This window comes from Psychrosphaera saromensis, assembly GCF_002954545.1.
Lineage (GTDB): Bacteria > Pseudomonadota > Gammaproteobacteria > Enterobacterales > Alteromonadaceae > Psychrosphaera > Psychrosphaera saromensis.
This window is the reverse complement of record NZ_MSCH01000003.1, coordinates 3167631-3192464: the sequence shown is the minus strand read 5'-3', so window position 1 is coordinate 3192464 and position 24834 is coordinate 3167631. Positions and strand designations below refer to the sequence as shown.

Sequence of the window (24834 nt, the reverse complement as noted above, 5' to 3'; positions counted from 1 at the left end):
TGTTTTTATTTTGGGGTCAACCGCTGTGTAAGTTTATAACATAATGGTAATTAAGTGTCACTGAATGATGCAGCTGAGCGAGTGTTGGTAGATAAATATTCGTTTAACATTTAGCTATAAAAAAAGCTCTTATAATAAGAGCTTTGATTAAGTTTGTTCATTAAAAACTAAGCGTACTTAGTTCCGCCTTGCTTAGTACGAATCGGCCAAACAAAACCTGCAACTTTAGTCCCACCTTGTTTAGTACGGATAGGCCAAACAAAACCAGCAACTTTAGTTCCACCTTGTTTTGTACGAATAGGCCAAACAAAACCAGCGGTTTCTATTGTCTTAGATTTGCTTGATAAACGAACCAATGGATTCATCTTATTTAATTCAGTAGCTTGCTCCTCTGTTAATGAAACAGAGATTGCATTAATAATTGAAAAGTCGTGTATTACTTCTCCACCCACTTGTTCAACAAGGTCAGTCATTGTTGTTTTACTGGCGCCTTGTAACATATAGGTAGTTTCATTTGATGGTGAAGCATAAATGTTAGATACCGCAAACAAGGTAAAAATAGCAACAGTTGATAATAAAAGCGTTTTTTTTGTACGGTTGAATATTTTGTTAAGCATTTGACTATGTCCATTTTATTATTATTAGTGAACTTTTATCGAAGCAAATTTAATACCAAATAAAACTAAACGAATTTAATCCGAGCTTTTTATTTAACAAGCCTTTAAATGTAATGGTTCTATGGCGTATATGGATTAAGGTGAGGTATTTCTTTAGGTATTATTAAATGATTTTTTTAATAACTATGGCAATCGTTGCCGCTATTGATTTAAGTGAGGTATTACTTATAAGTAAGTCGACGCTAACTTCAAGTCGATTTAATAGTAAGGCTTTGTAGGTAAAGTCAGTAAGATGAAAGAGTAGGGCATAAGGACAGGCATGACATAGCCATACCTGTCATAAAAGCTAAGCTTAAATTGTTTTAAGCTTTAATAAACGTATGGCTAACACCGATGTTAAACATATAGTAAAACAACTGAATATAAACACCATAATTTGAGGCATGCTAAAACCAAATAATGACCAATCTATATCTCCACAAGTCCCTCTTGCTTCAAATAGGCTTGGTATTAATGTATGAAGTTGTAGCCAATCTGGAAAGTTAGGATAAAGATCACAACTTAAGGCCAGCATAAAGTTATCAGGATTCTGCATTTCTACGTGTTCTAACGCGATTACTAAACCCCAAATACAAGACACCAACAAACCACTAATACTTATCAAGCGAACGATCATATTGTGCGGATTCACCAGAGCAGGCAGGGCACTTAGCACTATGCCAAATACAGCGACTCTTTGATAGATACACATAATACAAGGTTCTAAACCCATACCGTATTGAAAATACAAGGCGATAGATTCTAATATTAAGGCGATAGCAGCGACTAAAAACCAAGGCCAGCGGAGTGCTGGCCAAGTCGATATTGCAGGTAAGCTAAACACTTGACTAGTGTCCAGTTATATTAGATTGACCAATTGTCGCATGATGCTCAATTAAGTTGTGGTCATACAAGAACTGAGTTAAATCAGCTAATCCGTAGTAAGTTGCAAGTAAACCTACAATCGATAATACAATGGTATATGGCAGTGCCATGTAAACCATTTTACCGTATGACAATCTAATTAACGGTGCTAATGCAGATGTTAATAAGAATAGGAATGCAGCTTGTCCATTTGGCGTTGCAACACTTGGTAAGTTAGTACCTGTATTAATTGCTACAGCTAAAAGGTCAAACTCATCACGTGTAATGATGCCACGTTGTAATGCTGCAGCTACTTCATTGATATAAACCGTACCTACAAACACATTGTCACTAACCATAGAGAGCAGACCGTTGGCAATGAAGAACATAACCAATTGCATCTTACCTTCAAAGGTTAATACCCATTGAATTACAGGAGCAAATAAACCTTGGTCGATAATTACCGCAACAACAGCAAAGAATACACACAATAAAGCGGTAAACGGTAGGGCCTCTTCAAAGGCTTTACCTATGGAATGTTCGTCGGTAATACCGGCAATAGAGGTTGCTAAGATAATAACGGATAAACCAATTAGGCCAACAGCGGCTAAATGCAATGCTAAACCAATGATTAGCCAAATAGCAATTCCAGCTTGTGCCCATAAAATAACTTTGTCACGTTTTGTACGGCGACCGTCATTTTCTGTATCATAATCAACTAATATTTTACGTACTGAATCAGGTAATTTAGCACCGTAGTTAAATATCTTAAATTTCTCTAATAAAACCGTAGTTAATAAACCAAACACTAATACTGGAATGGTGACTGGTGACATACGTAATGCAAATTCAAGAAAACTCCAACCTGCACGTTCAGCAATAACAAGATTTTGTGGTTCACCTACTAAAGTACAAACACCACCTAATGCAGTACCTACACCAGCATGCATCATGATATTACGCATGAACGCTCTAAACTCTTCCAAGTCTGAACGTGTTGGTACATCTAAGTGTTCATCATCGGTATGGTCATGATCAGTAGCATGGTTATGTTTACCTGACGCAACTTTGTGATAAATAGTATAAAAACCAGTTGTTACTGTGATGATAACGGCGACAACCGTTAAAGCATCTAAAAAAGCAGATAAGAAAGCTGAGGCCGCAGCAAATGCAACGGATAGAGCAACTTTAGACTTAACTTTAATAAGGAGTTTAGTGAAAGAGTACATAAGTAAATCTTTCATAAAATAAATACCGGCAACCATAAACACTAATAATAAAATTACGCTTAAGTTTTGTGATATTTCATGTTCGACATGCCCAGGGGTGGTCATGCCAATAATTATAGCTTCAAAGGCAAGTAAGCCTCCTGGTAAAAGTGGATAACACTTCAACGCCATTGCTAAAGTGAAAATAAACTCTAGTACAAGTGCCCATCCCGCAATATACGGGTCTATATTAAATAAGATTGGGTTGACAACCAAACAAGCAATAATAGTGAGCTTGTACCATTCAGGAGAGTGTCCTAAGAAATTTTTATAAAAAGCGCTCAGAGAATTCTGCTGCATACGTTTAAAACCTTCCTTTTAATTGTTTTTAGGCATACGCCTACTTTTACACTTTAGTAATGTACTAAAGATATTAGTTTAATCCTACTTAAAAGAGTCGTTTTATTAGAGTTTTTAGATAATTAGGGTAAAAAAACCATTTGTTGTACTCGACTCACCTTCTGGTACAATCAGTCCAGATGAAATAAGGTAAACAGTATTAATGAAAATAATAAAGGCGCAAAGCCCAGCAGGATTTGCTGAAGAATATATTGTGGATTCTATTTGGAATAATCGTTTTCCTCCAGGTTCAATTTTACCAGCAGAACGTGAGTTGTCAGAGTTAATCGGGGTAACTCGTACAACGCTACGTGAAGTATTACAAAGGTTAGCGCGTGATGGTTGGTTAACAATCAAACATGGCAAGCCAACTAAGGTAAATAATTATTGGGATACATGTGGGTTAAATATTTTACCAACATTGGCCAAGTTAGATGCCGATGGTGTAGGTGATTTAATCGACCAACTATTGTCTGCTCGTACTAATTTTAGTGCTATCTATATTAGAGCGGCAATAAAGAATTCACCAGAGCGTGTTATTGAGTTAACTCAACAGGCGTTATCTGTATCAAACGATCCACAAGAATTTGCGGACTTTGATTATAATTTAAACCATGAGTTGGCTGATAGTTCAGGCAATATAGTGTTTGTTTTAGTGCTAAATGGCTTTAAAGGCTTATGGTCTAAAATCGCACAATATTACTTCTCACATGAAGAAGCGCGTGAGTTATCTCGTAAATATTACGAAGAACTTGAGCAACTGACTAAAGCAGGCAAGCACGACGAATCTATTATTTTAATTCGTAAGTTTGGTATAGCTTCAGCGAAAATATGGGAAAAAGTCAGAGCTGACTTACCTGTAGCTTTAGTTGAATAGATAAGGTCTGGCAAAGATAAAGTCCTTAACTAATTAAAAAACCTGCATGTTGCAGGTTTTTTTATATACACTACTCAATCGTACGTTATCGCGTTTAATTGCAACAACATAGACTCTGACTTAAACTTCTTATATGCCACAATTAGAACTATTTCATATCCCAAGTCCCTGTAAAGGGATCTGCTTAAACGGTACCAATGGCTTTTGTCAGGGGTGTTTTCGTAGTCGTGATGAAAGGTTTGAATGGATGCAGTTTAGTGATGAAGAAAAACGTTATGTGATAAGACTGTGTAAATCCAGAAAACATCGCTGGATGAAAAAACAAATCGATATCAAAATATTACAAACACCAGTGGAAGATGATCCTACCGATGACTTATTTGGTGACTTATAAACGCTATAACGATTATTAATCGTGATAAAGCAATATCAGAAAATAAAAATGAGCACATTAAGTGCTCATTTTTGTATCTGTCTAGCGACTGACTAAGCTTAGCTAATCAATCGATTTAACGAGTATTTTTGAATTCCGCTGGAAGTTGTAAAGTTGCTTTTTACCTTCAGGCAGGGCGTCTATTGTACTTTCAATAAAGCCTTGTTCTTGAAACCACATCCCACTTACCGTTGTTAGCACAAATATCGTTTCAATTTTTTGCTCTTTGGCTATTTCAGAAACCGCTTTGATAAGACGCTGTCCTCTATTGCCTTTTCGGTAATCTGGATGAATAACAACGCAGGCTAATTCAGCCGACTTGTCTTGTGGATACAAATACAAAGCCGCGCAGGCGATGATCATTTCTTCTTTTTTTAGCACAACAAAACGATTGATTTCATTTTCTAACAACTCTCTAGAACGTTTAACTAAAATGCCTTCTTGCTCTAAAGGTTGGATTAACTCCAATATACCAACCACATCATCAATCGTTGCTGTGGTCATTTGTTCGCGGTGATCTTTCGCAATTAAAGTACCTGCACCATCGGGGGTAAATAACTCTTGTAGTAATGCAGTATCACTTTGATAACTAACACAATGACAACGTTCAACCCCGTTTTCGCCGGCTTTAATAATAGCGTTTAATAAGAGTAATTGATCTAAGTGCTTCTCTTGCTCATGCAGTTGTTCACTGGCCAGAGCTTTTACCGTACGGATACTACAGCTACGAACTAACTCACCAGTTGAATCAATAAGCCCTTCATCTTTACTGAAGGTAATTAGCTTATCGGCATTAAGAGCAATGGCAGTTTGTGTCGCAACGTCTTCAAGCGCTAGGTTAAATACTTCGCCTGTGGTCGAATAACCAATAGGCGAGAGTAAGACAATCGAACCAAAGCCTAATTGAGTATTTATACCGACTTCATCAACCCTGCGCACACATCCTGTGTATTTAAAATCAATTCCATCTTTTACACCGATAGGTTTGGCAATAATAAAGTTGCCTGTGCTGACTCGAATTTTTGAGCCGTGCATAGGTGAATTCAGCAGTCCCATGGTTAATAGCGCTTCAATGTGCAGACGCAGTGAGCCAGTTGCGTCTTTTACTGCAACTAGAGTCTCAGCATCAGTGACCCGAACATTGTTCTCAATCTTACATTCAAGCCCACGTTGGGCAATACGCTCTTCAATTTGTGGTCTAGCGCCATGCACAACAACTAACTTCATTCCTAAACTATGCATTAAGGCAATATCGTGAATGATATTGGCAAAATTTGGATGTTGCACAGCCTCACCAGAGAGCATTAATACGACAGTTTTATCTCTGTGCGCATTAATATAAGGCGCTGAGTTTCTAAACCATTTTACGAAATTTTTATTATTAACCATTATTAACCATTATTAATCGCAAATTAAACCTGACCGAGGGTATATTTCATTGCTACTTCGCTATTAGGATCTTTTAGCTCAGTAGGCTCACTGTCTTCGATAATATTGTCAGCTAAGCTGCTTTTCTCAATAATACCAAAGCCCAGTTTTTCAAAATACGTTGGAATGTAAGTTAAAACAATAATGTCTTTAAGTTCCATTTGATGGGCAAACTCTAACAGGTATTGAACCAGTGCAACGCCTTGTCCTTGTTGATGAGCATCTTCCTCAACAACAATTGAACGTATTTCTGCTAGGCATTTTTCGTATATGTACAAAGAGGCACAACCAACTACTTTGCCGCCCACTTCAGCCACTACAAAGTTTTGAATATCGTGAATAATATTATCTTGGCTTCTAGGTAGTATTTCACCTTTATTAGCCCAGTAATTTACCAATTCAAAAATAGCCGTTGAGTCTGACATACGTGCACGACGAACCGATGTCACTGCCGCTTTTGTTGCATTCAAACGCTGTTGAACTTGTTTTAGTGCACTGTTAATACGGGACTTACCTGGAGCTCCAACCACTTGAGCATTCAGGATCGACTTTTGACCCGTTTGTACATCTGCTAGTGCTTTTTCCACTTGCTGACGCGACGTTCCGCCTAAAGCTTCGCGCTTGTCTAGTGTCGACTCTATTGATAAGTGTTGATAAACATCGTCACCAATGCGGTCACTAAATTTTTGTAATTGCTCAAGTGTTAGCTCTTCAAGTGGCACTTCTTTATCAATCGCATCTAACACAACTTCACCAACAATATGGTGAGCTTCTCTAAATGGTATGTCTTTACTTACTAGATAGTCCGCTAATTCTGTGGCATTAGCATAACCTTGTTGGGCAGCGGCTAATGTACGTTTGCGGTTTACCGTTAACCCCTCAGCAACTAAGGTTGCCATTTCCATACATTCTTGCCACGTGTCTAAACCGTCAAATAAGCCTTCTTTGTCTTCTTGCATGTCTTTGTTGTAGGCAAGAGGTAAAGCTTTCATGGTCATTAACATAGCGGTTAACGAACCAGTTACACGGCCAGATTTACCACGAATAAGTTCGCAAGCGTCCGGGTTTTTCTTTTGCGGCATTAATGATGAGCCTGAGCTTACTAAGTCACTCATTTCTACAAAACCCGCTTCACCCGAATTGTAAAAGATAAGATCTTCAGCAAAACGAGATAAATGGATCATTGAGATACTGGCTGTCGATAATAATTCAATCACGTGATCACGGTCAGAAACCGCATCTAGACTGTTTAATGTTGCCGTTCTAAAACCCAAGTGATGCGCAAGATCTTCACGGTCTATCGGGTAAGCGGTTCCCGCCAAAGCACCAGAACCTAAAGGAGAGGTATCTAAACGATACAATGCGTCTTTTAAACGGCCTATATCACGATTGAACATCTCAACATAAGCTAAACACCAATGACCAAATGTCACAGGTTGTGCGCGTTGTAAATGAGTGTAACCCGGTAATACAGTGTTACGTTCACGTTCTGCTAAATCTAACATTGATTGTTGTAAGTTAACTAAAGCGACATATATTTCATCGCCTTTTTCTTTACACCAAAGTTTTAAGTCGGTAGCAACTTGGTCGTTACGAGAACGGCCTGTGTGAAGTTTTTTACCAAGGTCACCGGTTTTTTCAATAAGTTGAATTTCAACCCAACTATGAATGTCTTCTGAGTCAGCCTCAAGAATTTGTTGTGGATTGTTTTCTACTGACTCTTTTAATTCTTCTAACGCTTGAGTTAGTCGAATCACTTCGTCGTTGGACAATACGCCGACTGTGTTTAAAGCTCGAGCCCAAGAAATAGAACCTACAATATCTTGTACAGCCATACGGTAATCCACAGGCAGTGAATCATTAAACTTTTTAAATTGTAAGCTCGCTTTTTCTTTAAAACGACCGCCCCATAAACTCATAAATTACTCCGCCATAAAAATGGGAAAACTCAGGCGAACCTGAGTTGTTTTAATTAAACTGCTAAATTCTTAAATTACTTCTTAGTTAACGCTTTGATTCTGCTTGATAAGCTGAATAAACGAATGAAGCCTTCAGCGTGTTTTTGATTATAAACATCATCTGCACCAAAGGTCGCAAAGTCTTCTGAATATAAGCTGTTTGGTGAACGTCTTTTAACAACAGACGCTGTACCTTTATAAAGCTTAAGAACGACATCACCGGTAACGTCTTGCGCTAATGCGTTTGCACCAGCCAATATAGCACCACATAAAGGCGTAAACCAACGACCATCGTATAACAAATGTGAGAACTCATGACCTAGCTCTTCACGATATTTTAATGTCATTTTATCTAGAATTAATGTTTCTAGACCTTTATACGCTTTGAATAATATTGTGCCACCTGGGGTTTCATAACAACCACGAGACTTCATACCTACTAAACGGTTTTCTACGATATCAATACGGCCAATACCGTGCTCTGCACCAATATTATTTAGTGTAGTGATAGCATCAACACCAGAAAGCTTTTTACCATTTACTGTGGTTAATTCTCCGTTTAAGAAGCTAAGCTCAACGTATTCAGCTTTATCAGGTGCTTGTTCAGGAGATTTAGTCCAAGTCCAAACTTGCTCTGTCGGCTCTTGCCACGGATCTTCTAACTCGCCACCTTCGTGAGAGATATGCCAAAGGTTGGCATCACGGCTATAAATTTTTGTTGCACTTGCTGTGGTAGGCACATTCTTTTCAGCTAAGTAAGCTAATAAGTCTTCACGGCTTTCCATGTCCCATTCACGCCAAGGTGCAATAACCGTTAAGTGCGGAGCTAATGCAGCAAAGGTACTTTCAAAACGAACTTGGTCATTACCTTTACCAGTACAACCGTGACATACCGCGTCAGCACCTAGTTTTAATGCAAGTTCAACTTGAGCTTTTGCAATAACCGGACGCGCTAAAGAGGTACCTAACAAGTATTCACTTTCGTAAATTGCGCCAGTTTTTAATGTAGGGAATATGATGTCGTTTACAAACTCTTCTTGTAAATCTAAAACGTGACATTCACTCGCTCCAGATGCGATAGCTTTTGCTTCAATGCCTTCAAGTTCATCGTCGCCTTGACCAACATTGGCAGCAAAAGCGATTATTTCTACGCTTTCGCCATATTGTTCTTTTAACCAAGGAATGATTGCAGAAGTATCTAAGCCACCTGAGTACGCTAGAACGATTTTTTTAATTTCTTTGTTTTGTGCAATAGCCATTATTGTTCTCTTAATCTTTAAATTCTAAATTGGTTTTAGCTAACTTTTATTTCGCTAGCTTTATAATAAGTTTCATTTAATTGCTTCATTTAACTAGTAGAGTGTGAAGTAGGGCGTTTTGAGCCCACATTCGATTTTCTGCTTGTCTTAGAATGACAGATTGCTCTGAATCTAAAACCTCAGCGGTCACTTCTTCATCTCTGTGCGCTGGTTGGCAATGCATAAAGTATTTAGCGTTAGCCGACTGCATTAAATCTTTGGTGATTTGGAACGGTTTAAAGGTATTTATAATCTGCTCTAAACTTTTACCGTCACCCATAGATATCCAAGTATCTGCATAAATTGCATCCACTTGTCCTAAAGCGTTCACATCCGTAGTTATGGTTAATGTGCAATCGTTGTCATTGGCAATGTTAGTTGCTTGTTGCACAACATCTGCATCAACGCCATAACCTTCTGGTGTTAATACAACTAGATTAACGCCTAACTGAGCACCAGTTAACATTAGTGAATGAGTGACGTTATTGCCATCTCCAATATAAGCTAATGTTAATCCTTTTAACTCGCCAAACAATTCTTGTAAGGTCATGTAATCAGCCAATGCCTGGCAAGGGTGATATAAATCACACAATGAGTTTACAACTGGCACTGAGGCTGCGCCTTTTAACGTGGTTAATGTTGAATGCGACATAACACGTGCAACAATGGCGTCACACCAACAAGATAAATTAGCGCCAAAATCTGCAACATCTTCACGTTTGCCCATCGCGCCGTTTTGTAAGTCTAAATAAACCGCATGTCCGCCTAATTTATTAATACCTACATCAAAACTAACGCGAGTTCTTAATGATGGTTTCTCATATAGTGTGGCAATCGACTTACCTTTTAATGCATCAGCGTATTTTTCTGGTGTTGCTTTCATGTCGATAGCTAATGTTAATATGTCTTGTACTTGTGAAGGAGAAAGATCTAAATCGCCTAACACTGACTGGTTATTTTGAGTCATTTTTGAAACCTGTATTTTTATTATATTTTATTATTTACGCGTTAATTTGAGTGCCAAGCTGAATTTGTTCAGACAAATGCAACTTGTTTAACGCGCTAGAGTCTTGCCAACTGCCAATATGTACAGGTCGTCGTAACAATCGTGAGGCTTCAAAGGCAGCGTTTACTTTCACTACCATACCGTCACGAATTACTCCTGAGTTGATAAGGCTTTCGATGGACTCTTTATCGAGGGAATTGATTAATTGTTTATTTGCATTCAATACGCCGGGCACATTACTTAACAAGCATAGGTCAGCTCGTAACAGTTGTGCCGTCGCAACGGCAGCGTCGTCTGCATTAATATTTAGAGTTTGGCCTTGTGGATCACAGCCAATAGAATTAATTAATACTACAAAGCCGCTTTCTAATAAGGCTTGAATTGCAGTTGGGTTATTTGGACTTATTTGACCAACCGCACCTAAAACTTCAGATTTAACGTGGGCATTAAATAAGTCAGCATCGGATAAGCTTAACGCTACCGCATTAACTTTTTGTGTTTTACAAGCAGCTAAAAGTTGTTGGCTTGCGACACCTGCTAACGCACCCACGACAAATGGTAAATGGCTAAGAGGCGTTGCACGTACACCATCTACTTTGGTTGTTGTTAATTTTGCAGCCGACATCATGTCTTCAACTTGAGGTCCGCCACCATGAACAATCACAACGGGACGATTTTTTCTAATTTTGCCAATTTGTTGTAAAAACTCTGACAAGGCTGCTTTATCGGTAAGTGCTTCACCGCCAAGCTTAAAAACGATAGGGCTTATTCCGTTCATGTTTATACAGCCCCTTGTGTTTGAGCACTTGGTAATAAGCCAAGGCCTTCGTGTAAATCACAAATAATATTGGCGCACTGAATAGCTTGTGATGATGCACCTTTAAGGACATTGTCTATCGCACTGATCACGATTAAATCAGTGCCATCAAGTTGCCAGTAAAGATCACAAAAAGGGGTATAAGCTACATCATTAATATGTGGTGGCTCAGAACGTAAACGTATAAATGGTTTGTCTGCGTATTGTGACTCAAATGCAGTAGTAATTTGCTCTAGCGTTACACCGTCTTTTACTTGCATGACAATAGTGGCAAGTATGCCGCGCTCAAAGTTGGCCACATGAGGCGTGAATATGACTTTCCTACCAACTTCTTGGCAAATCTCTGGTGCATGACGATGCACAAATAAATTGTAAGGCTTTAAACTTAATTCGCAAAAGCTAGTACCTAGTGCGGCTTTTCTACCTGCGCCACTAACGCCACTAATTGCATTAATAACCGGCACGCAATTTTCAGTTAACAAATTATGTTTAACTAACGGTTTAATGGCCATTTGCGAGGCTGTTGGGTAACAGCCTGGTAATGAAATAAGAGCTTGGTCTTTTAAATTATGAGCATTCCATTCAGGTAACCCATATGGAATAGTGTTTAACTTATCTGCATATTTATGTGAGAAACCATAATATTGCGGATACAGCTCAGGGTCTTGTAAGCGGAAGCCACCAGATAGGTCCAATACAGTTATGTTTTTTGCCGATAAAGAATAGGCAATATCATGGCTGAATTCATGAGGGGTGGCTAAAAAAACAAGCCCCTTGTCAACACTACTTAAAGATGATGTTAGGGCCTCAAGGTTGGTCTTTCCACCAGGAACAAGGGGGAAATCGAGTAGACCTTTATACTTAGGATAAAGGTCTGATAATAACTTATTGGCATCACTACTATGTTCAGAAACAAATAATGCTTCTAACGTAAATATAGGATGACTGACAATCATTTTTGCCAATTCAACACCGGCATAGCCGCTTGCTCCAAAAACAACGCAAGGTATTTTTTTTGTGTTTACCATTTAAGTTACTACTGTAAATCTTTTATTAATCATATTTGACTGAATAATCACAGATAATAGTGTAGATGTAAACAATAAAAATGCAATTAAAGTGAATTAATATTCATAGGTTGCAGTTTTATTAACTTGGTCTCTTTATTACTTTAGCGCATCTTCTAAATTAGGGAGTTTATTCTCAAAAGATTTAGGAATAAATTGAGGTAAAGGCTCGTTAACCGCCCACTGAGTTACGCTATTATCGACAAATTCTATATTAATCCACTGTAGTAGCGTTAATACTCTGCCGCCTTCTGACGTTGTATGAATTTGTTTGTTTTTTACTGCCGATGCGATAGCCACGTTGATTGCGGCAACGATAGCTTCATTACAATCATCTGTGCTTAAAATACAAGTAAGGCCTAATAAGGTGACTAATGAGGAGGTGAGTAAATTGAGATCAGCCACTCGGTGATCAATTTGAACAAAGCGTTCATCAAAAACGGTAAAGTAACAAACACCTGACTCAAAGCACTCTCTTTCCATTCCTGGAAATAATCCAATGACTTGGCTTTTTGTCATGCCGACTTTTAATTGTGCTAATTGTGTCTCGTATCTTTTATTTATATCTGGAATATCTTTGGTAGAGCTAACTTTTAATATTGTTTTGTCAGCTTGGGTGACACATGCCGTAATCATAAAAATCGACGATAATAGGACGAGTGACTGTAAGAGCTTACGGGACTTAGCTAAGGAGCTATATAAAGAGCCAGCTAAATAGCTAGTTGAAGAGCTCGTTAAATAAGACTTAGCAGCCTTGTGCTTATTAGTGTCATCAGTGTTTGCGTTTTTAAACATGAATACCTTCCATCAGATAATATAATAACCTGCATTGAGCAGTGACCAGGATTGTTCTAGATCATTAAATTAACGTATTAAGAACTATAAAGCGACTAATACCCTGTGTTACAATTTGGTAATTTTACATATAAAGTAAGTTGTTGTTTTGCTTGAAGTTCAAGGTTTAACCTGTTTTCGTCAAAATCGCTGTTTGTTTGCAGAGCTTAATTTTGTTTTGTCAGATCACCAAATCTGCCAAATCGAAGGGCCAAATGGCGCAGGTAAATCGACTTTATTACGAGCTATTTTAGGCTTGTTTCGACCGGATGAAGGTAAGATCCTTTGGGATGGCGAGTCAACCACACAGCAAGCTGAATTATTTTTACAGCAAGTTTTCTTTTTAGGTCATAAGTTTGCGATTAATTCTGATTTAACTCCTTGGCAAAATTTAGAATTTTGGGCTGTGCTAAACCCAACATCAAACTTAGACTTTACTACTGCATTGGGATTGGTTGGTTTAACTGGTCTTGAGCATATTCCATGTCATTCATTATCAGCTGGGCAGCACCGACGTGTTGCATTAGCTCGCCTTTGGTTAACAAATACTAAACTTTGGATACTAGACGAACCTTTTACGGCAATTGATAAAAGTGGCGTTCAGTTATTGCAACAACGTTTTGACCAGCACTTACAAAACGGTGGCATGATATTAATCACGACACATCAAGATTTATCTCAAAACTTTGAACAACTGACGAAATTAACATTAGGTAATAGCACGATTGGCCACAGCACAGTAGGGGATGCGGAATGAATTCCAACCTACCGCAAGCTCAGTTATCATACTGGATAGCATTTAAAGCAATTTTTGTCCGTGAGTTAAAACTTGCTTGGCAAAAGCCTTCGCAAATTATACAACCTATGGTGTTTTTTCTTATCGTGGTGACTTTGTTCCCACTTGGCATTTCGCCAGCACCAAAGACATTACAAATGATAGGCCCTGGCGTTATTTGGATTGCCGCGTTATTAGCGATTATGTTAGTTGTTGACCGTTTATTTAGACAAGATTACCAAGAGGGAACTATTGAAGCTTGGTTGTTGTCTACTGTGCCTATGTCTTTGTTAGTTGGTGCTAAATTGTTAGCCGCATGGTTTATCTCATGCTCGGTACTTCTATTAATATCACCAGTTTTAGCTTTATTGATGAACGTAGAAAGCCAAGTTATTCCAGCGTTAATGTTGAGTTTATTAATAGGCACTCCTATTTTATTGTTTGTTGGCGCGATAGGTAATGCGTTAACGGTCAGTTTAAATCAAGGAGGCGTGCTATTGAGTTTATTAGTTTTACCGCTATATATACCGGTATTGATTTTTGCTACCTCGTTAATTGAAGCTGCCAGTTTTAATATGGATTATTCAGGACAATTGGCAATTTTAATTAGTATGTTATTAGTGAGTTGTTTTTTCGCACCGGTTGCCATCGCAGCCGCTTTAAAGAATACGGTGAATTGATTTATGTGGAAATGGTTACATCCATACGCAAAAGCTGAGACAGCATATAATTTATGTTATCGCTTATTGCCTTACTTCTCGTGGTTGGCTGCAATCACTTTAATAGCCGGTTCTATTTGGGGCTTACTGTATGCACCCTCTGATTATCAGCAAGGTGATAGTTTTCGTATTATTTATTTTCATGTGCCTACGGCTATTTGGTCAATGGGGGCTTATACCTCAATGGCGATTTGTGGACTAATTGGTATTGTTTGGCAGATAAAAAATGCTGAATTAGCGGTATACGCTATGGCTCCAGTTGGCGCAGCCTTTACGTTTCTAGCCTTAGTCACAGGGGCTGTTTGGGGTAAACCTATGTGGGGCGCATGGTGGGTATGGGATGCAAGATTAACATCAGAGTTAATCTTATTGTTTTTATACTTAGGCGTAATTGCGCTTTATAACTCGTTTGAAGACAAACGAACGGCAGCAAGAGCGGCATCTATTTTGGCGATTGTCGGCGTTGTTAATGTGCCTATTATTCATTACTCGGTAGAGTGGTGGAATACACTGCATCAAGGTGCATCAATTACTAAATTTGATAAACCATCAATCTCACCTGATATGTTGTGGCCACTGTTACTTAATATTGCAGGTTTCTTATTTATATTTGCTGCCATTGTTTGTTTAAGACTTGCGAATCAAATTCTTATTAACGATGCCCGCAGACCTTGGGTGAAAGCGCTAGTAGAACAATCGTCTACTGAGTCGACTTCATCAGTGAAGGGGAAACATAATGCAGTTTAATTCTTTTTCTGAAGTATTAGCCATGGGCGGCTATGGCGCATACGTTTGGTCGTCGGTCGCTATTGTGTTTGCAGTTTTGCTGATGTTAATTGTACATTCTTGCACTGCAAAAAATCGAACGTTGCGTTTGTTACGTATAGAGCAAGAACGAGCAGAGAAAATATCTCAAGCTAAAGTAGCCAATGCTCAAGCCTTATTTGATAAAAGGTAGCTTGATAAAAAATAGCTTAGTAAATATTAGCTTAGTAAAACCAATTTAATATAAACCAATTAATAAAATAAGATTGAAAATAATGAATCCTCGTAGAAAAAAAAGACTATTTATCATTGTTTCTTTAGTTGTTCTGGTAGGCGCAGCCATTGGCTCCATGCTATATGCGTTACAACAAAATATAGATTTATTTTATACGCCAACTGAGATCTTAGAAGGTAAAGAGCTCGGTAATGGAAAAATTGGTGCAAAACCGCAAATAGGCCAACGTCTTAGAATTGGCGGCATGGTCGTTGAGGGAAGTGTGGTTCGTAGTGAGGAAAACTTAGATGTGTCATTTAAGTTAACTGACACTGGACCTATGGTAACCATAAAATACAACGGAATTTTGCCGGACTTATTCCGTGAAGGACAAGGCATCGTTGCTCAAGGTGTTTTAGTGAGCTTTGATACTATTGAAGCTAGTGAAGTCTTGGCTAAACATGATGAAGAATATATGCCATCCGAACTGGCTGAAAAAATGAAAGGTATAAAACACGTCAAGCCACAGTACGAAAAGCTTGAGGGTGACAAGTCTGAAAGCGACAAAGCTGAGTATAACAAGGCTAAGTATAACAAGTCTTATGATAACAATACGAACGAATCGAAGTATTAGATAAGAGAAATAAACTCAACATTCACAACAATGTTAAGTCAGGTGAATTAAGGTTTATCTGTCCATTCTCTTTTTAGAGTTAACCAATTAAATAACAAGAAAATAATATGATCCCAGAACTTGGTAATTTTGCTTTATATATCGCCTTTACATTAAGTATTTTATTGTCGATTTTTCCGGCTATAGGATTAAAACAAAATAATGCGCGTTTGATGGCTATGGCGCCAAACCTGTCTATCGGTTTGTTCGTCTTTACATTATTTTCTTTTGGTTGTTTGGTTTATGCATTTTTAACCGACGACTTTACTGTGGTTAATGTTGCACAAAACTCGAACTCAGCACTGCCCGACCAATACAAATTTGCTGCCAGTTTTGGTAGCCACGAAGGTTCATTTTTACTTTGGTTGTTAATGCAGTCTGGTTGGTCGTTTGCCGTTGCTCTGTTTTCAAAAGGTTTGCCTGTTGATATGCGAACTCGCGTATTAACTGTATTAGGCTGGATAAGCGTTGGTTTTTACGCTTATATCATCATATCTTCTAATCCGTTTGAACGTACTTTACCTTACTTTCCAATTGATGGACGCGACTTAAATCCATTGCTGCAAGACATTGGCATGATCATACATCCGCCTTTGTTATATATGGGATACGTGGGGCTTTCTATTAGTTTTGCTTTTGCTATTGCCGCATTATTAAGTGGAAACTTAGACTCAACTTGGGCTAAATGGTCTCGTCCTTGGACTGCAGCAGCTTGGGCATTCTTAACATTAGGTTTAACAATCGGTTCCTGGTGGGCTTATTCAGAACTTGGCTGGGGTGGCTGGTGGTTTTGGGATCCAGTTGAAAACGCCGCATTTATGCCTTGGTTAGTGGCAACAGCATTATTACATTCATTAGCGGTATCAGAAAAGCGTAACGCCTTTAAAAGCTGGACGGTATTCTTAGCCATAGCCGCATTTTCATTAAGTTTACTGGGAACATTTTTAGTCCGTTCTGGCGTCATTGTATCTGTACATGCATTTGCGACTGATCCTGAACGAGGGGTCTTTATCTTAATACTATTGGCCTTAGTTATTGGTGGTAGCTTATTACTTTACAGCTTAAAAGCGGGCAATATTAAGAGCTTTGGTAAGTTCTCTATGTTCTCGCGCGAGTCTATGTTGTGGGGGAATAATATATTGCTAGTAGCCGCAACCATAGTGGTTTTGATGGGCACTTTATTACCTTTGGTACATAAACAAATTGGCCTTGGTACTATCTCAATTGGCGAACCTTTCTTTAACCAAATGTTTACTTACTTGATTGTTCCGTTTGCCTTATTACTTGGTATTGCGCCTTTAGTGCGTTGGAAGCAAGATAAGTTAGCTAACTTTATAACCAAACCGTTAATCGTTATCGCAACTAGCATCACCTTAAGCTTAATTTGGTTGGTTGTTGAATTCCCTGAGATTAAAGCGCTTGCTTTATTAGGTGTGACATTATTTATATGGATTATGTTATTTACTGCGCTGGAATTAAAACAAACCTTAAGTAAAGTGTCATTTAGCAAATTACCGTTAAGTCATTTTTCCATGGTGTTAGGCCATATAGGTGTGGCATTTTTAATTGCCGGTGTTGCATTAACCTCACAATATTCAGTAGAACGTGATGTAAAAATGAATACGGGCGACTCAGCTGAGCTGAAAGGCTATGAGTTTAAATTCAACCACGTTGAAAATATTGATGGGCCAAATTACGATGGCTGGGCTGCAGTTATCACGATTACAAAACAAGATGAATTTGTTACTAAATTGTTAGCGGAAAAACGTTTTTATGCGGTACAACGTAATACCATGACAGAAGCTGCAATTGATGCTGGTTTTTTCCGAGATATTTATATTTCTTTAGGTGAACGTTTACCTGATGGCGCTTGGGCATTAAGAATTTATGTTAAACCTTATATCCGTTGGATTTGGTTAGGCGGTATTATCGTTGCATTTGCTGGTTTATTGACTTTGTTTGACCGTCGTTACCGCACTAGAAAAAACGCTAAGCAAGGGTAGGTTAATACTATGACTAAAAAAGTAAGTTTTAGATTTTTACCATTAGTTTTATTTGTATTGTTATTGGCCTTTTTATTAAAAGGTTTATTCAGCGACCCTAACGAACGGGATTCGGCCTTAATCGGCAAGCCATTCCCACAATTTCAACTACCAGACTTAAACTCTGATAGCCAAATACATACAGAACAAACCTTAGTAAACGAGCCTGTACTCATTAATGTTTGGGGGACTTGGTGTATTACTTGTAAATATGAACTGCCGTATTTAGCTAAATTAGCAAAAGAGTACGACGTTAAAATTGTTGGATTATATTACGATCAAAATCATGCCCCCGAATTTGGTCAGTATGCAGATATTCCAGCTATTAGAATTGAAGTTAAAGAGATGTTGGCTCGGTTAGGTAATCCATACCAGTACAACATTTTAGATTTAGACCGCAGTTTGTCACTTAATTTAGGTGTAACCGGTGCGCCAGAGACCTTTATTGTTGATGGTAAGGGGATTGTCAGAATGCATCACATGGGTGATGTAAACGAGCGTATCTGGCGTGAAAAACTTGCCCCTATTTGGAATGAGATAAATCAATGAGAATATTCATTAGCAGTTTAGGGTTATTAACAGTGCTGCTGCTCTCTTGTGTAGCACAAGGAACAGAAGATCAAATAATCTTTACGTCAGAACAGCAAAAGTTGATTTACCAAGAAGTAACAGCCGAATTACGCTGCCCTAAGTGTCAAAACCAAAACATCGCAGACTCAAATGCGGTAGTCGCAAAAGATATGCGAGTTAAAGTTAAGGAATTGTTAGATCAAGGCCAAGATAAACAGCAAGTTATTCAATATATGGTTAACCGTTATGGGCAATTTGCTCATTACCAACCGCCGTTGAATGTGGCAACTAGTTTGTTATGGCTAATGCCAATCGGGTTTATCTTATTTGCTATTTTTGTTCAGGTGAAGCGTAGTAAACCAAAATACAATGTTGACACCCCAGAGCCAGATTTAACCGAAGCTAAAGTGGCACTAGATAAATTAGACCGTGAACTTGAGCAACTGCTAGAGAAAGAAGCGGATGTTGAAGATAACCTCTTGGTTAAAAATAGCCCCTCGGTTAAAGATAACAACTCTAATAATAACGACTCTCAAAACAGCAACGCCGTAGATGACAGTAACAAGGACAATAAACAATGATGACTTCTTTTTGGTTAGCCGCATTAGTGATGCTGTTAATAGCCTCTATTTTTGTATTTGTTCCACTTATTTCTTATAAAAATAAAGTATCTAAAGCAGGGCAAACCTCCAATTGGTTTCATGCTCGTGAGCAAGAGCTTGCAAAAGAATACGCTGCTGGAAAATACACAGAGCAAGAATATCAAGAAGCGTTAACTGAATTGAAGTTAACGACAAAAGACGAGCTGACAACAGTACAAACCGACAATACAAATACGGTGGTGGATAGCCTTGTATATAAACCATATTTGTTTACCGCCGTTGCTGGCTTATTTGTCATTGTTTCTGTGTTTTATATTAACAAAGGCCTTTATCAACAAGTTGATGATTGGCAGCAAACATTAGCAAAAATGCCTGAACTCAGTAAAAAAGTGATTCAGAACTTAGACTCACAAGTGTCAGAAGTTGAGTTAAGAGAATTTGCTTTAGGTTTACGTACTAAGTTAGCAACAAAAGAAGATCACATAGGTTGGATGTTATTAGGCCGAGTGTTGATGTCGTTACAAGATGTAGACGGCGCTATATCGTCGTTTGAAAAGTCGTATAATATGCAGCGCAATAATGTATCAAATACCGTGAGTTTCGCTCAAGCGCTTCAGATGAAAGGCGAAGAGTTTGAAATAAAGCGCTCGTTATCTTTATTACAAGAAGCGTTAACTTTAAAGCCAAATAACGAACTTGCTATTATTTTGTTTGGTGAAGGTAACCTGATGTTAGAGCACTACGAGGCAGCTAAAAAAGGGTTTGATTTTGCATTACAAATGTTAGACAAAAACGACCCTCGAATTGGTGCTATTCAAGATAGATTAGATTTTATAAATAAGAATCTGGAACCTAAGCCTGTTGTGACCACACCTTTCATTCAGGTTTCAGTTAATATATCTGCTGAGCTTAAGAATAAAATGGCTGGTTTCCATTATTTATTTTTGTTCGCTAAAATAGATAGCATGCCGATGCCGATTGCCGTTAAAAAACTTCCTATTTCAACTATGCCCGTTATAGTTACTTTATCAGACACTGATATGATGATCCCTGGGCAAAAACTATCTGATTATAAAACGGTTAGTGTCTTTGCTCGCTTGTCTGTCGATGATAATGCACCGTTTGAACTAGGTGATTGGCAAGGTAAACAAATTAATATTGATACCTCAAATTCAGACGTTATCAATACAGTTATCATCAATGAGGAATATAAATAATGTCGTCTTTTAATCGAATTGTTTTGTTAATGTTATTAATTCTGCTCACAACAGCATGTACTAGTAATTCTAAGCAACAACAAGCGGCTGCCACTAATGGTGCTGTAATCGAAGATTTTTCAGATCCTAGAGACCCATTTGAAACCGTCAACCGTGAGTTATGGGATTTTAACTGGAATATATTAGATAAATATTTGTTACGTCCATTAGCGGTTGGTTACTCTGAATACCTACCAAGACCGGCTCAAACAGGTGTTAGAAACTTTGTAACTAACCTAGAAGAGCCAGGTTATGCATTAAATAGTTTGTTTCAAGGTAAGCTTAAAAAATCAGGCAAGGCCGTAGGGCGTTTTGCAATTAATACTACTGTCGGTATTCTTGGTATTTTTGATGTGGCCAAACATATGGGATTAGATCAACACAAAGAAGATTTTGGTCAAACAATGGCCGTTGCCGGAATTGGCAATGGACCTTATGCAATGATACCGGGTTACGGGCCTACAACCGCTCGTGATTTATCAGGTGATTTTGTTGATGGCATGATCTTCCCTTTGTATTTGTTATCCGTCCCAGAGTCGATAATTAAACTCGGTGTGAAAGCTATCTACACTCGTGCTGACCTACTTCAGCAAGAAAGTATGATCAATAGCTCAACCGACAGTTATATTTTTGTTAAAGAAGTGTATTTCCAAAATCAAAACTTTAAAATTCATGACGGCAACCCACCGCTTAAAAAAGAAGTTGAATTTGATGATGCGTTTTTAGATGAAATTGATTAATCTCTATTAACTCTCAAAGTTTCTAAACACAACAAAAAAGCCATTTAATTAATATTAAATGGCTTTTTTTATGAGCTTTAGGCGATAAGGCTATAGGGCTATAAGGCGATAAGCGCAGCTTCTATTACTTCCCAGCGTTACAACTTCTATTACTTTCCAGCTTCCAGCTTTACAGCTCTCCTGTTTCTATTACTTTCCAGCATTCCAGCATTCCAGCATTCCAGCTCTCCTGCTTCTATTACTTTACAGCATTACAGCATTACAGCTTTAAGGCTTTAGAGCTTTATCACCACGGCCAATTCCCACAACACCAGAACGTACGGTTTCTATAATGTTGCCGTTTTCACGCATTACATCAATAAAGGCTTCCACTTTTTCTGACGTACCAAGTAACTGCACGGTATAGATTTTAGCGGTAACATCAATGATTTGACCTCGGAAGATATCAGAACAACGTTTAATCTCTTCACGTTGCTCATTATTTTCAGCCAGCATCTTCATCAGGACAACTTCGCGTTCAACGTTAGGACGCTCAGTAAGCTCACGTACCTTCAACACATCAACTAGCTTATTAACTTGCTTAGTAATTTGCTCTAGTACGCGCTGGTCGCCTCTTGTGCTAATTGTTATACGAGACAGAGACTCATCATCAGTTTTAGCGACGGTTAAGCTGTCGATGTTATAACCACGTTGCGAAAATAAGCCAACAATTCTAGATAGAGCACCCGGTTCATTTTCTAATAGGATAGATAAAATACGACGCATTATTTGTTCTCCCCATCTTTAGAAGCCAATACCATATCGTCAATCGTGCCACCTTTAACTTGCATAGGATATACGTGTGCAGATGGGTCAACATTAATGTCTAAGAAAACTAACTTATCTTTCATGGCAAATGCTTTTTCCATTACTTCTTTTAATTCAGAAGGTTTAGACACTCGCATACCAACGTGTCCATAAGCTTCTGCTAATTTTACAAAGTCAGGTAACGAGTCCATATAAGAATGAGAGTGACGGCCATCATAAAACATTGATTGCCACTGCTTAACCATACCCAAAGAACTGTTGTTAATATTTATAATTTTAACTGGGATGCCATATTGCATACAGGTAGCGAGCTCTTGAATATTCATTTGAATCGAGCCATCGCCAGTAACACAAGCAACGTAGCTGTCAGGGAACGCTAATTTAACGCCCATAGCAGCAGGTAAACCAAATCCCATGGTGCCTAAACCACCAGAGTTAATCCATTGTCTTGGTTTTTTAAACGGATAATACATGGCGGCAAACATTTGATGCTGCCCAACATCGGACGTTACATAAGCATCACCATTAGTGACTTCATACAAACATTCGATAACTTCTTGAGGCATTATTTTATCTGCAGACTTTTGATAACCCAAACTGTCTACTTCGCGCCATTGGTCAATTTGATTCCACCATCTGGCCATTTCCTCTTTGTCGTTGGTTACATTTTCATGCTCCATCAACTCTAGAACTTGCTGTAGCACACGTTTTGCTTCACCAACTACAGGCACATGTGCTTGAATTGTTTTTGAGATAGAGGTTGGATCAACGTCTACATGAACAATCGTGGCATTAGGGCAGAATTTTGTAACATTGTTGGTAACACGGTCATCAAAGCGAGCGCCCACAGCAAATATTACATCGGCATTGTGCATGGTTTTATTGGCTTCATAAGTTCCATGCATACCTAACATACCGACAAACTGAGGGTGAACGCCAGATATACCGCCTAATCCCATAAGTGTATTAGTAACCGGTGCATTTAGCTTTTCAGCTAACTTAGTTAATTCGGTAGATGCTTCTGCTGAGATTATGCCGCCGCCAGTATATAAAACTGGGCGTTTCGCTTTGCATAATATTTCCACTGCTTTTTTAATTTGGCGTGGATGACCTTTGGAAGAAGGTTTATAAGAGCGAATATTAATGTCTTTCGGTAAATAATAAGGAGCTTTAATTAGCGGGCTTACTATGTCTTTTGGTAAGTCGACAACAACGGGTCCCGGGCGGCCTGTTCGAGCAATGTAATAGGCTTTGGCAATTGCTTCTGGAATGTCTTCAGCACGTTTAACTAAAAAGCTGTGCTTAACAATAGGGCGTGAACAACCAACCATATCGGTTTCTTGAAATGCATCTTCACCGATAACCGTAGTAGGTACTTGACCAGATAAAACAACAAGAGGTATTGAGTCCATATAAGCGGTGGCAATACCGGTAATGGTATTGGTTGCGCCTGGACCTGAAGTAACGAGTACAGAACCGACATCTCCAGTCGATCGTGCATAGCCATCTGCCGCGTGTACAGCAGCTTGTTCATGACGAACAAGAATATGTTCTATTGATTGGTGCTCAAAGAGGGCGTCATAAATATCTAAAACTGCGCCACCTGGGTAACCAAATAGATACTTAACACCCAGATCTTCTAAAGATTTAACCACCATTTGGGCGCCAGTTAACATTGGCCTTTCTTCGTTATTCATATTTACAAACTCTCTTATTATTTTATTGTTGATCGTAGCTGCTTACGTTTTTACTCTAATTTAGTATGAAAATACACCCCTAATTAAGCATTTTTTCTAAATAACTTAGACGCAAAATGAAAAAATATGATTTACTAAATGCTTATTAATTAAGCATAGCTAATTGAAAGTAAAATCGATGAAAGAAATTAAACATTTATCCGCCGCTAAATTAAAACAATTGATGAACCGCTTAGACTTTTTTCGATGTCTAGATCTTAAAGACAGAGAGAATTTAGTTGAAAAGCAGTTAATTAAAGTAAGAAGTTATCGTAAAGACGAATATCTAATTGAGTACGGCGAGCATGGTGATGAGTTTTTCATGTTAATGACCGGAATGTTAGATGTTAAAACCTCTAGTGGAAAAACAGTCGCGGAGTTAGAACCAGGACAAGTATTCGGTGAAGTTGCGTTTATTTTGAATGAAAAACGAAGTGCATCAGTTGTTGCCAGTGAAGATGTTGTGGTTATGTTAATCGATCATAAAACCTTAAAATTAATGCCCGTCACACTCAGAGATAAAATTAAAGACAAACTGATTGGCGGCTTGGTACATAGAGTAGAAGAGCTAAATTCTAAGCTAGAAAAGTTTATTTTATAAAAAATCATTCATAGACATAGGCTTACCATGAGGAGGAATAACAAAGTATAAAAAGTAAACACTTGGCACGTCTAATGGTTATATGTATAGTTCCTGAGCTTATTATCAATGAATTGAAGTAGTTATGAAGAAAAAGTGGTTATATGTTGCAGGTGCGCTAGTGCTAATTGGCGCAACTATGTTTGCATTACAAGCCGTAGAGTTGGATACTTTTTTTGAAGAAGAGGTAGACCCAGACGCCCCTATCGATATGTCAAAAGCGCCTAAGGCTGTGACTACCACTATCGAGGAGTTAAAACTTTATCGTCCTCACTTAAGTGAAACCTGCCTTTATGGTGCAGCCATGATGTTAAATAATCTAGCCGACGATGCTAAATCAACTATTGATAGTGAAGGTAAGTGCATTCATACATTGGTGATTTTTATTGCCCGAGAGAAAAAAATGGGCTATCAAAAAGTGCATACTAAACCCGCTCAAATTAATTAAAG

Annotated in this window: 26 protein-coding genes; 14 read left to right on the top strand and 12 right to left on the bottom strand. The window is 38.3% G+C overall.

The features are described from left to right. Nucleotides 1-167 precede the first annotated feature (167 nt). The 3 genes from BTO11_RS14405 to nhaB form a co-directional block, all read right to left on the bottom strand. Entirely contained in the window at nt 168-617 is a 450-nt protein-coding gene (locus BTO11_RS14405; protein WP_105053251.1) for a hypothetical protein, read from the bottom strand. A gap of 352 nt (nt 618-969) precedes the next feature. Beyond that, nucleotides 970-1500 (bottom strand): disulfide bond formation protein DsbB, encoded by a 531-nt coding sequence (gene dsbB / locus BTO11_RS14400; RefSeq protein WP_181135922.1) that lies wholly within the window; start codon nt 1498-1500, stop codon nt 970-972. A gap of 4 nt (nt 1501-1504) precedes the next feature. Then, nucleotides 1505-3088 (bottom strand): sodium/proton antiporter NhaB, encoded by a 1584-nt coding sequence (gene nhaB, locus BTO11_RS14395; protein WP_105053249.1) that lies wholly within the window; start codon nt 3086-3088, stop codon nt 1505-1507. A gap of 202 nt (nt 3089-3290) precedes the next feature. On the opposite strand from nhaB, the gene fadR reads away from it, so the two are divergent. Both fadR and BTO11_RS14385 read left to right on the top strand, forming a co-directional pair. Further along, entirely contained in the window at nt 3291-4004 is a 714-nt protein-coding gene (gene fadR, locus BTO11_RS14390) for a fatty acid metabolism transcriptional regulator FadR (protein ID WP_105053248.1), read from the top strand. Nucleotides 4005-4137: 133 nt separating this feature from the next. Next, nucleotides 4138-4398 carry a DUF1289 domain-containing protein gene (locus tag BTO11_RS14385; RefSeq protein ID WP_105053247.1) on the top strand — a complete coding sequence of 87 codons (261 nt, stop codon included), beginning with the start codon at nt 4138-4140 and terminating at the stop codon, nt 4396-4398. A gap of 102 nt (nt 4399-4500) precedes the next feature. On the opposite strand, the gene argA is transcribed toward BTO11_RS14385, so the two are convergent. From argA to BTO11_RS14350, 7 genes are all read right to left on the bottom strand, one after another. Further along, nucleotides 4501-5829 (bottom strand): amino-acid N-acetyltransferase, encoded by a 1329-nt coding sequence (gene argA / locus BTO11_RS14380; protein WP_105053246.1) that lies wholly within the window; start codon nt 5827-5829, stop codon nt 4501-4503. Between the two features lie 20 nt (nt 5830-5849). After that, nucleotides 5850-7784 carry an argininosuccinate lyase gene (gene argH, locus BTO11_RS14375; RefSeq protein WP_105053245.1) on the bottom strand — a complete coding sequence of 645 codons (1935 nt, stop codon included), beginning with the start codon at nt 7782-7784 and terminating at the stop codon, nt 5850-5852. A 74-nt stretch (nt 7785-7858) separates the two neighbouring features. Next, nucleotides 7859-9082, bottom strand: a complete 1224-nt coding sequence (locus BTO11_RS14370) for an argininosuccinate synthase (RefSeq protein ID WP_105053244.1) — start codon at nt 9080-9082, stop codon at nt 7859-7861. 85 nt (nt 9083-9167) lie between these two features. Next, a complete protein-coding gene (locus BTO11_RS14365; protein WP_105053243.1) occupies nt 9168-10088 on the bottom strand; it encodes an ornithine carbamoyltransferase in 921 nt (306 codons plus the stop codon). A gap of 34 nt (nt 10089-10122) precedes the next feature. Continuing rightward, on the bottom strand, nt 10123-10905 hold the full coding sequence (argB, locus tag BTO11_RS14360) for an acetylglutamate kinase (RefSeq protein ID WP_105053242.1): 783 nt from the start codon (nt 10903-10905) through the stop codon (nt 10123-10125). A 2-nt stretch (nt 10906-10907) separates the two neighbouring features. Beyond that, nucleotides 10908-11972, bottom strand: coding sequence for an N-acetyl-gamma-glutamyl-phosphate reductase (argC, locus tag BTO11_RS14355; RefSeq protein WP_105053241.1), 1065 nt, complete (start codon nt 11970-11972; stop codon nt 10908-10910). A 138-nt stretch (nt 11973-12110) separates the two neighbouring features. After that, nucleotides 12111-12806 (bottom strand): hypothetical protein, encoded by a 696-nt coding sequence (locus tag BTO11_RS14350; RefSeq protein WP_105053240.1) that lies wholly within the window; start codon nt 12804-12806, stop codon nt 12111-12113. Nucleotides 12807-12954: 148 nt separating this feature from the next. Here BTO11_RS14350 and ccmA point away from each other — a divergent pair, with 148 nt between their 5' ends. The 10 genes from ccmA (at nt 12955) to BTO11_RS14300 (ending at nt 21201) form a co-directional block, all read left to right on the top strand. Beyond that, complete coding sequence (ccmA, locus tag BTO11_RS14345) at nt 12955-13602, top strand: cytochrome c biogenesis heme-transporting ATPase CcmA (protein WP_105053239.1); 648 nt, start codon at nt 12955-12957, stop codon at nt 13600-13602. Further along, nucleotides 13599-14300 (top strand): heme exporter protein CcmB, encoded by a 702-nt coding sequence (ccmB, locus tag BTO11_RS14340; RefSeq protein WP_105053238.1) that lies wholly within the window; start codon nt 13599-13601, stop codon nt 14298-14300. Before ccmA ends, ccmB begins: the two co-directional genes overlap by 4 nt. A 3-nt stretch (nt 14301-14303) precedes the next feature. Continuing rightward, nucleotides 14304-15086, top strand: coding sequence for a heme ABC transporter permease (locus tag BTO11_RS14335; RefSeq protein WP_105053237.1), 783 nt, complete (start codon nt 14304-14306; stop codon nt 15084-15086). Then, complete coding sequence (gene ccmD / locus BTO11_RS14330) at nt 15076-15297, top strand: heme exporter protein CcmD (protein WP_105053236.1); 222 nt, start codon at nt 15076-15078, stop codon at nt 15295-15297. Before BTO11_RS14335 ends, ccmD begins: the two co-directional genes overlap by 11 nt. An 82-nt stretch (nt 15298-15379) precedes the next feature. Continuing rightward, nucleotides 15380-15952, top strand: coding sequence for a cytochrome c maturation protein CcmE (gene ccmE, locus BTO11_RS14325; RefSeq protein ID WP_105053235.1), 573 nt, complete (start codon nt 15380-15382; stop codon nt 15950-15952). Between the two features lie 107 nt (nt 15953-16059). After that, a complete protein-coding gene (locus BTO11_RS14320; protein WP_105053234.1) occupies nt 16060-17994 on the top strand; it encodes a heme lyase CcmF/NrfE family subunit in 1935 nt (644 codons plus the stop codon). A gap of 9 nt (nt 17995-18003) precedes the next feature. Next, nucleotides 18004-18582: a DsbE family thiol:disulfide interchange protein gene (locus BTO11_RS14315; protein WP_105053233.1), complete on the top strand. Its 579-nt coding sequence runs from the start codon at nt 18004-18006 to the stop codon at nt 18580-18582. Further along, entirely contained in the window at nt 18579-19184 is a 606-nt protein-coding gene (locus BTO11_RS14310) for a cytochrome c-type biogenesis protein (RefSeq protein ID WP_105053232.1), read from the top strand. The genes BTO11_RS14315 and BTO11_RS14310 overlap by 4 nt, the downstream gene beginning before the upstream one ends. Next, nucleotides 19181-20422, top strand: a complete 1242-nt coding sequence (gene ccmI, locus BTO11_RS14305; protein ID WP_105053231.1) for a c-type cytochrome biogenesis protein CcmI — start codon at nt 19181-19183, stop codon at nt 20420-20422. Before BTO11_RS14310 ends, ccmI begins: the two co-directional genes overlap by 4 nt. Continuing rightward, nucleotides 20422-21201 carry an MlaA family lipoprotein gene (locus BTO11_RS14300; RefSeq protein WP_105053230.1) on the top strand — a complete coding sequence of 260 codons (780 nt, stop codon included), beginning with the start codon at nt 20422-20424 and terminating at the stop codon, nt 21199-21201. The genes ccmI and BTO11_RS14300 overlap by 1 nt, the downstream gene beginning before the upstream one ends. Before the next feature lie 267 nt (nt 21202-21468). On the opposite strand, the gene ilvN is transcribed toward BTO11_RS14300, so the two are convergent. Together ilvN and BTO11_RS14290 are read right to left on the bottom strand one after the other, a co-directional pair. Next, nucleotides 21469-21966: an acetolactate synthase small subunit gene (gene ilvN / locus BTO11_RS14295; RefSeq protein WP_105053229.1), complete on the bottom strand. Its 498-nt coding sequence runs from the start codon at nt 21964-21966 to the stop codon at nt 21469-21471. Then, nucleotides 21966-23705, bottom strand: a complete 1740-nt coding sequence (locus BTO11_RS14290; RefSeq protein WP_229793282.1) for an acetolactate synthase 3 large subunit — start codon at nt 23703-23705, stop codon at nt 21966-21968. Before BTO11_RS14290 ends, ilvN begins: the two co-directional genes overlap by 1 nt. A 178-nt stretch (nt 23706-23883) precedes the next feature. Here BTO11_RS14290 and BTO11_RS14285 point away from each other — a divergent pair, with 178 nt between their 5' ends. Both BTO11_RS14285 and BTO11_RS14280 read left to right on the top strand, forming a co-directional pair. Next, complete coding sequence (locus BTO11_RS14285; protein WP_105053228.1) at nt 23884-24345, top strand: cyclic nucleotide-binding domain-containing protein; 462 nt, start codon at nt 23884-23886, stop codon at nt 24343-24345. 124 nt (nt 24346-24469) lie between these two features. Then, nucleotides 24470-24832 carry a hypothetical protein gene (locus tag BTO11_RS14280; protein WP_105053227.1) on the top strand — a complete coding sequence of 121 codons (363 nt, stop codon included), beginning with the start codon at nt 24470-24472 and terminating at the stop codon, nt 24830-24832. Nucleotides 24833-24834 lie beyond the last annotated feature (2 nt).

What these genes read in the sequence shown, in the direction of transcription:
- ccmI (WP_105053231.1), top strand. Translation starts at nt 19,181, where the DNA reads ATGATGACTTCTTTTTGGTTAGCCGCATTAGTGATGCTGTTAATAGCC.
- BTO11_RS14335 (WP_105053237.1), top strand. Translation starts at nt 14,304, where the DNA reads ATGTGGAAATGGTTACATCCATACGCAAAAGCTGAGACAGCATATAAT.
- BTO11_RS14280 (WP_105053227.1), top strand. Translation starts at nt 24,470, where the DNA reads ATGAAGAAAAAGTGGTTATATGTTGCAGGTGCGCTAGTGCTAATTGGC.
- fadR (WP_105053248.1), top strand. Translation starts at nt 3,291, where the DNA reads ATGAAAATAATAAAGGCGCAAAGCCCAGCAGGATTTGCTGAAGAATAT.
- BTO11_RS14320 (WP_105053234.1), top strand. Translation starts at nt 16,060, where the DNA reads ATGATCCCAGAACTTGGTAATTTTGCTTTATATATCGCCTTTACATTA.
- nhaB (WP_105053249.1), bottom strand. Translation starts at nt 3,088, where the DNA reads ATGCAGCAGAATTCTCTGAGCGCTTTTTATAAAAATTTCTTAGGACAC.
- BTO11_RS14310 (WP_105053232.1), top strand. Translation starts at nt 18,579, where the DNA reads ATGAGAATATTCATTAGCAGTTTAGGGTTATTAACAGTGCTGCTGCTC.
- ccmD (WP_105053236.1), top strand. Translation starts at nt 15,076, where the DNA reads ATGCAGTTTAATTCTTTTTCTGAAGTATTAGCCATGGGCGGCTATGGC.
- BTO11_RS14315 (WP_105053233.1), top strand. Translation starts at nt 18,004, where the DNA reads ATGACTAAAAAAGTAAGTTTTAGATTTTTACCATTAGTTTTATTTGTA.
- BTO11_RS14350 (WP_105053240.1), bottom strand. Translation starts at nt 12,806, where the DNA reads ATGTTTAAAAACGCAAACACTGATGACACTAATAAGCACAAGGCTGCT.
- ccmB (WP_105053238.1), top strand. Translation starts at nt 13,599, where the DNA reads ATGAATTCCAACCTACCGCAAGCTCAGTTATCATACTGGATAGCATTT.
- BTO11_RS14290 (WP_229793282.1), bottom strand. Translation starts at nt 23,705, where the DNA reads ATGAATAACGAAGAAAGGCCAATGTTAACTGGCGCCCAAATGGTGGTT.
- BTO11_RS14365 (WP_105053243.1), bottom strand. Translation starts at nt 10,088, where the DNA reads ATGACTCAAAATAACCAGTCAGTGTTAGGCGATTTAGATCTTTCTCCT.
- argB (WP_105053242.1), bottom strand. Translation starts at nt 10,905, where the DNA reads ATGAACGGAATAAGCCCTATCGTTTTTAAGCTTGGCGGTGAAGCACTT.
- BTO11_RS14405 (WP_105053251.1), bottom strand. Translation starts at nt 617, where the DNA reads ATGCTTAACAAAATATTCAACCGTACAAAAAAAACGCTTTTATTATCA.
- BTO11_RS14370 (WP_105053244.1), bottom strand. Translation starts at nt 9,082, where the DNA reads ATGGCTATTGCACAAAACAAAGAAATTAAAAAAATCGTTCTAGCGTAC.
- ccmE (WP_105053235.1), top strand. Translation starts at nt 15,380, where the DNA reads ATGAATCCTCGTAGAAAAAAAAGACTATTTATCATTGTTTCTTTAGTT.
- BTO11_RS14300 (WP_105053230.1), top strand. Translation starts at nt 20,422, where the DNA reads ATGTCGTCTTTTAATCGAATTGTTTTGTTAATGTTATTAATTCTGCTC.
- BTO11_RS14285 (WP_105053228.1), top strand. Translation starts at nt 23,884, where the DNA reads ATGAAAGAAATTAAACATTTATCCGCCGCTAAATTAAAACAATTGATG.
- ilvN (WP_105053229.1), bottom strand. Translation starts at nt 21,966, where the DNA reads ATGCGTCGTATTTTATCTATCCTATTAGAAAATGAACCGGGTGCTCTA.
- argH (WP_105053245.1), bottom strand. Translation starts at nt 7,784, where the DNA reads ATGAGTTTATGGGGCGGTCGTTTTAAAGAAAAAGCGAGCTTACAATTT.
- BTO11_RS14385 (WP_105053247.1), top strand. Translation starts at nt 4,138, where the DNA reads ATGCCACAATTAGAACTATTTCATATCCCAAGTCCCTGTAAAGGGATC.
- argC (WP_105053241.1), bottom strand. Translation starts at nt 11,972, where the DNA reads ATGGTAAACACAAAAAAAATACCTTGCGTTGTTTTTGGAGCAAGCGGC.